The following is a 286-nucleotide window of genomic DNA, read 5'->3' on the forward strand; positions in this document are numbered from 1 at the left end:
ATTGTCAATTTGTCGTGGCACCGAGTGCATGCCATCTGCTCGCGCTATGTGGAACTCGCGCTTGCCTCGGCGGACCTGTCGGCCGTGACGACGGTGGCGATTGACGAAACTTCGTACCGACGCGGCCACGAGTATCTGACGCTGGTCGCCGATATGCAGGCACGCCGGGTCGTGTTCGCTACGCCCGGGCGTGACGCGAAGACGATTGAAGGCTTCGCGGCGCATCTGAGTCAACACCAAGGCACGCCCGAACAAGTCGCCTCGGTGAGCATCGACATGTCGCCGG

General features: G+C 62.6%; 1 protein-coding gene. It reads left to right on the forward strand.

What is annotated here, in order from left to right; all coding sequences use genetic code 11:
- Positions 1 to 286 (forward strand): transposase (locus GWC77_RS28550; RefSeq protein WP_173263019.1); only part of this gene is annotated, 286 nt, incomplete at both ends.

This window comes from Paraburkholderia sp. NMBU_R16, from assembly GCF_013282575.1.
In the GTDB taxonomy this organism is placed as follows: Bacteria; Pseudomonadota; Gammaproteobacteria; order Burkholderiales; family Burkholderiaceae; genus Trinickia.